The organism is Pseudoalteromonas sp. G5_S1_14_S5 (assembly GCF_054968605.1).
The window spans coordinates 1-5543 of the sequence record NZ_JBQKUM010000133.1 but is presented as its reverse complement, the minus strand read 5'-3'; the positions used below and the strand labels follow the sequence as shown (position 1 = coordinate 5543).

Sequence of the window (5543 nt, the reverse complement as noted above, 5' to 3'; positions counted from 1 at the left end):
TCTGAAAACGTCTTTCGCCGTTCAGGGCTGCGAATTATAAGAGCATTTTTTTGTGATGCAAGTCCTTAATGCAAAATTACGAAACTTTTTATTCAACTGCTGTAAAAGCACACAGATTTGAAAAAAAATCAGCTCTTATGTCCCTGAAAAGTTAGACAAACGTGATCAGTTTATCTGGCTAGATGTTAATAATTGTTTTTCGGTAGTACTGCAGCTCGGCAATTGACTCGCGAATATCGTCCAATGCTAAGTGGCTTCCTGACTTAGAAAAACCATCTAAGACTTCAGGTTTCCAACGACGAGCCAGCTCTTTAAGCGTACTAACATCTACATAGCGGTAGTGGAAGTACTCCTCTAATTCAGGCATGTGCTTGTATAGGAAACGGCGGTCTTGGCCAATGCTGTTACCACAAATCGGCGATTTACCTTTTGGTACCCACTTTTCAAGAAACGCGATCGTCTGTTCGATAGCGTCTTGCTCAGTGATGGTGCTTTCTTGAATTCGCTTCACTAGACCACTGCCAGTGTGCGTCGTTGTGCACCATTCGTCCATTTTGTCTAATTCACTCTGAGGTTGATGAATAGCCAAAACAGGTCCTTCAGCAAGGATGTTAAGCTCACTATCAGTCACGATAGTCGCAATTTCAATGATTTTATGAGTTTCAGGATCCAGTCCCGTCATCTCTAGATCTACCCAAATTAGGTTCTGATCGCTAAAGGACATAAGGCGTCGCCTATTTGTTTATGTTTAAAAGAGGTACTATACCCAAATAACTATACTCAAACTAGCTTTAAGGCCATCGAAATCAAATGGCACCAGCAACCGTAGTTTGAGTTCCCAATCATCAAGTTAGATGTGTTAAGTGAAAAATTGTGGCTAAGAAAAAGAAGTTAACTAAAGGTCAGGTGCGTCGCGTACGTAGCAACCAGAACAAGCGACTCAAGAAAGAAGACTCAATCCAATGGGATGAGAACATGCTTGGTACCACCAAAAGCGGACTTGTGATTACACGCTTTGGTCAACATGCTGATATCGAAGATCTTGAAACTAACGAAGTTCATCGTTGTAACTTACGCCGTAGTATCGAGACTTTAGTTTCTGGTGACCGAGTGACTTGGCGCGCAGGTCTAGAATCGATGGCTGGTATTTCAGGCGTTGTGGAAGCCGTTGAGCCAAGAACCTCAATGCTGACTCGCCCAGATTACTACGACGGTCTAAAGCCTGTTGCGGCCAACGTAGACCAAATGGTTATCGTGTCTGCTGTACTTCCAGAGCTATCACTTAATATTATCGACCGTTACTTGATTGCTTCAGAAACAGTAAAAATCGCACCGCTTGTGGTACTCAACAAGGTCGATCTACTGACTGAAGAGCAAATCGCTGAGTATCAAGAGACACTGAAGATTTACGAAAAGATCGGCTATAAAGTGATGTTCGTGAGTAAAAAGTCTGGCTACGGTATCAAAGAGCTCGAAGCTGAACTCAAAGGGCGTATCAACATCTTTGTTGGCCAATCTGGTGTAGGTAAATCCAGCCTAGTGAATGCGCTAATGCCGACACTCGATATCGAAGAAGGCGAAATTTCTGAAAACTCAGGCCTTGGTCAGCACACCACCACAGCAGCTCGCTTGTACCACTTCCCTTCAGGCGGCGACCTAATCGATTCACCTGGAGTTCGTGAATTTGGTCTATGGCACTTAGAAGCCGATGAAATCACTGAAGCTTTCGTTGAGTTCAAGCCTTACCTTGGCGGCTGTAAGTTCCGTGATTGTAAACATAATGACGATCCAGGCTGCATCCTGCGTGAAGCCGTTGAAGATGGCAAAATCAGTCGACTGCGCTTCGAAAACTACCACCGCATCATTGAGAGCATGGTCAACAACAAAGACAACCGTCAGTATTCACGAAACAAAAAAGCGGACCTTTAATCGCGTTTTTGTGAACAAATATGTGCAGTTACTGACAATTGGCGCGAATTTAAGTAACATCTCGCGCCCTAAATCGTCATCGACAGATTGAATTGAAAAACACATAGCATTGGAAAATTAATACAATGGATAAGATTAAAGTTGGATTGCAGTACTGGATTCCACAACATGGACTAACTCGTCTAGTCGGCAAACTGGCGTCTGCTAAAGCGGGCGGCTTAACGACAGCGATCATCAATTGGTTCATCAAACAATACAAAGTGAACATGAATGAAGCGCTACATAGCGATCCAAAACACTTTAAAACATTCAATGAATTCTTCGTACGTGAATTGAAAGAGGGCATGCGCCCTATCGCTGCAGGTGACTCTGTTATCGTTCACCCAGCTGACGCTCGCGTAAGCCAATTTGGCCCAATCACTGACGGTCAGCTGATTCAAGCGAAAGGCCACGACTTCTCTGCACGTGAACTGCTAGGTGGTGATGCTAGTCTTGCTGAAGAGTTTAAAGATGGTGAATTCGCAACGCTTTACCTATCTCCAAGTGATTACCACCGCGTACACATGCCATGTGACGGTACACTGCGTCAGATGATCTACGTTCCAGGTGACCTTTTCTCTGTAAACCCGCTAACGGCAGAGAACGTTCCAAACCTATTCGCACGTAACGAGCGCGTAGTGTGTATCTTTGATACGGAATTTGGCCCAATGGCACAAGTATTAGTTGGTGCGACTATCGTAGGTAGCATCGAGCAAGTATGGGCTGGCACGATTACTCCACCTCGTGGCAACTCGGTTTACAAGTGGGATTACCCTGCACAAGGTGATAAAGCGATCATCTTGAAGAAAGGCGAAGAAATGGGTCGCTTTAAACTGGGCTCAACCGTGATCAATTTATTTGCGAAAGATGCAATCAAGTTCGACGACACGATGCAAAATGGCGAGAAAACGGTTCTTGGTACGCCTTACGCGCACATCGCTGGTAAAAACGTTGAGACCGAAGCTGTTGATTCAGTAAAGAACACAGACCAACTTTGACATTTTAAGTACTCTTACTAAAGGCTCTGCTAACAGTCGAGCCTAGTCTATTGGAAACAGGGTAGAGAGAAAAAGAGCAACTTGTATTATAAGTTGCTCTTTTTAATGATTTTGTATCGCGTGTTTTATTTAAATCGATATACCGACACATTAAACTAGAAACGATAGTAAGCTGCTACATACCCTGAGCCTAACGTAACATCCGCATCTCGGTAGTAATCATCTTCAAGCGTGAAGCCATCAGCCTCAATGGCAGCACGAAAAGTCATCGAAGGATAAAAGTCAGGCGTATAGTCGACACCGAACCCGACACGTAGAGCAGAGCCACTATCTTCCCAAACCTTTGTTGACTGGTTTAATGTAAGCGCGGATAAACCAATAATACCAAACGGTCTGATACCGTTATCGAATGTATAACCGAGGTTCGCGGCAACTGAAAATGAAGTGGCTTTATCCCAACGATAACCTTTGACAGTGCTCAAACCTTTGCCTTTCACAGTGGCCCCCCTGAAATCCACCTTTCCATACGAAGTGTACTGGGCTTCTAGAGTGACGATGCGGTTAAATTGGTACCCACCGATAATCTTATATGTTGCGCCACTCTCATCAATAGTACTCTCATTGACATAATCGATGTCGGCTCCAGTTGTACCCAAACCAGCTCCTAAATAGAAGCCAGAGACATTATCGCTAGCATGCGAATTTGCCACCAATGACATTGCGACTAGACCACTGAAAATTAAAACTTTGTTCATAAAAAACAACCTATAAATTAAACATTCTTAGTAAATTTTTCTTCGAGTATCAATCACACTTATGCCAGATTCAGTTTCCCTACGGTTTGTGTGACATTCTCTGCACCATTATAAATTTCGTCCATTACTGCGGATATCTGAGTAATTCTATCTTTAACCTCATCCGTAATTTTGGCTACCTCCTCCATTGACTGCATAACATCTGCTGTTAATGCATTATTTTTCAATACCACATTTTCTATTTCACCCGTTGATTGCGCAGTCCTCGCAGCAAGCTGCCTTACCTCATCAGCCACAACAGCAAAACCTCGACCACTATCTCCGGCCCTCGCCGCCTCTATTGCAGCATTGAGAGCTAAAAGATTAGTTTGTTCTGCGATAGCTTTAATGGTTCCTACAATTTCAGCGATGTCACTTGAACGTTGGTTAAGTTCGCTTGTTTGTATAACCGCTTGATTGACCTGAGAGCTAATAGAGTGTGAAACTTGCACACTGCTATCTAATAGCAGGATGCCTTCCTTGGCTATTTGTGCGGTTTCAACTGCAGTACTGTGAGCCACTTCTGACGCTCTTGAAACAGCGTCATTCCGCTCCACTTGATCGCTAACATCAGTAGCAAACTTAATCACTTTAAGGACACTGCCATCTTCCGCCAATATTGGGTTGTAAGATGCCTCAAGCCACAGTATTTGCCCGAATTTTGTTTTACGTTGGAATCTGCCTACTTTTGGGTGACCATTACGTAAATCCCCCCAAAAAGTCACGAGTTCAGAATGGATTTCTTCAGGACAAAAAACCTTATGGTGTTGACCCTTAACTTCATCAAGATGATAACCAACCGTTGATAAAAAATTATCATTTGCGGTGATAACCTTCCCCTGCGGCGTGAATTCAATAGTTGCGAGTGAGCGGTCTAAAGCGTCGAGTATACTGAGGCGAGATGTACTTTGTTGATGCTTCAGGGTCACATCACTGGCGATTTTCATAACTTTCACCACATTGCCACTTTTTACTACCGGGAAATATGTCGCTTCTAACCATACTTCATGGCCATCTTTATGCTTTCGTCTGAATCGTCCTTGCTTCTCCTGCCCACTAGCTAAATCTTTCCAAAAATTTTTATAATCGGGGCTGTTAGAAACCTCAGGAAAGCAAACATTCGAATGGTGCTTGCCCTGAACTTCATCAAGTGTATAACCAAGAATATCCAGTAATAACGTGTTTGCATTGAGGATATTACCATCAGGTGAAAACTCGATGATTGGAATGAATTTAGTAATAGCGCCAATTTGGCTAGATGTAACTTCCAACCTTTCCGACAAGTCTTTTATCTTCTTACTCTTACTTCCGAACATTTGTATGCCTTCTTACATTAAAAAAAGTACAACTGACGATAAAACAATATTAGAAAGCTATTTATTACATAAAAAAAAAGCACACCTATAGGGGTATGCTTAATGCAATAAATAGGGGATGCATATAAGGTGTAAAATCTTTTTATATAAAGGTATTTAACAGATTTACAAAGTAATGGTAACACCCATCCAACGTATGAATTGAAATAGTTGGCTCGATATTCAGTGTTGTACCGCAAATCTAGCCAACAACCACAGATATTGACCAAAGAACACCAATTCCATAAACAAACGCAAGGATGAAACTATCATTTAAAACAAAAAGTGACCCTCTCATCGTTTGAAACTTACCTCCATCTGAAGATAGACTGGAGTTAACTTCTCTTATTAACAAATAACCTAAGACAAATGACTCATAGGCAACTTTATCAATATAAAATCTAAAAATTTAAACATTGACCAAAAAC

Annotated in this window: 5 protein-coding genes; 2 read left to right on the top strand and 3 right to left on the bottom strand. The window is 42.3% G+C overall.

The window, feature by feature from the left end:
- Window positions 1-178: 178 nt before the first annotated feature.
- Window positions 179-724, bottom strand: a complete 546-nt coding sequence (gene orn / locus ACTRWI_RS21745; RefSeq protein WP_004741326.1) for an oligoribonuclease — start codon at window positions 722-724, stop codon at window positions 179-181.
- A 149-nt stretch (window positions 725-873) separates the two neighbouring features.
- On the opposite strand from orn, the gene rsgA reads away from it, so the two are divergent.
- Window positions 874-1929 (top strand): small ribosomal subunit biogenesis GTPase RsgA, encoded by a 1056-nt coding sequence (rsgA, locus tag ACTRWI_RS21740; RefSeq protein ID WP_499133796.1) that lies wholly within the window; start codon window positions 874-876, stop codon window positions 1927-1929.
- Window positions 1930-2054: 125 nt separating this feature from the next.
- Window positions 2055-2966: an archaetidylserine decarboxylase gene (gene asd / locus ACTRWI_RS21735; RefSeq protein WP_499133795.1), complete on the top strand. Its 912-nt coding sequence runs from the start codon at window positions 2055-2057 to the stop codon at window positions 2964-2966.
- Between the two features lie 155 nt (window positions 2967-3121).
- Here asd and ACTRWI_RS21730 read toward each other — a convergent pair whose 3' ends face one another.
- On the bottom strand, window positions 3122-3721 hold the full coding sequence (locus tag ACTRWI_RS21730) for an outer membrane beta-barrel protein (protein ID WP_499133794.1): 600 nt from the start codon (window positions 3719-3721) through the stop codon (window positions 3122-3124).
- Window positions 3722-3780: 59 nt separating this feature from the next.
- Entirely contained in the window at window positions 3781-5076 is a 1296-nt protein-coding gene (locus ACTRWI_RS21725) for a methyl-accepting chemotaxis protein (protein ID WP_499133793.1), read from the bottom strand.
- Window positions 5077-5543 lie beyond the last annotated feature (467 nt).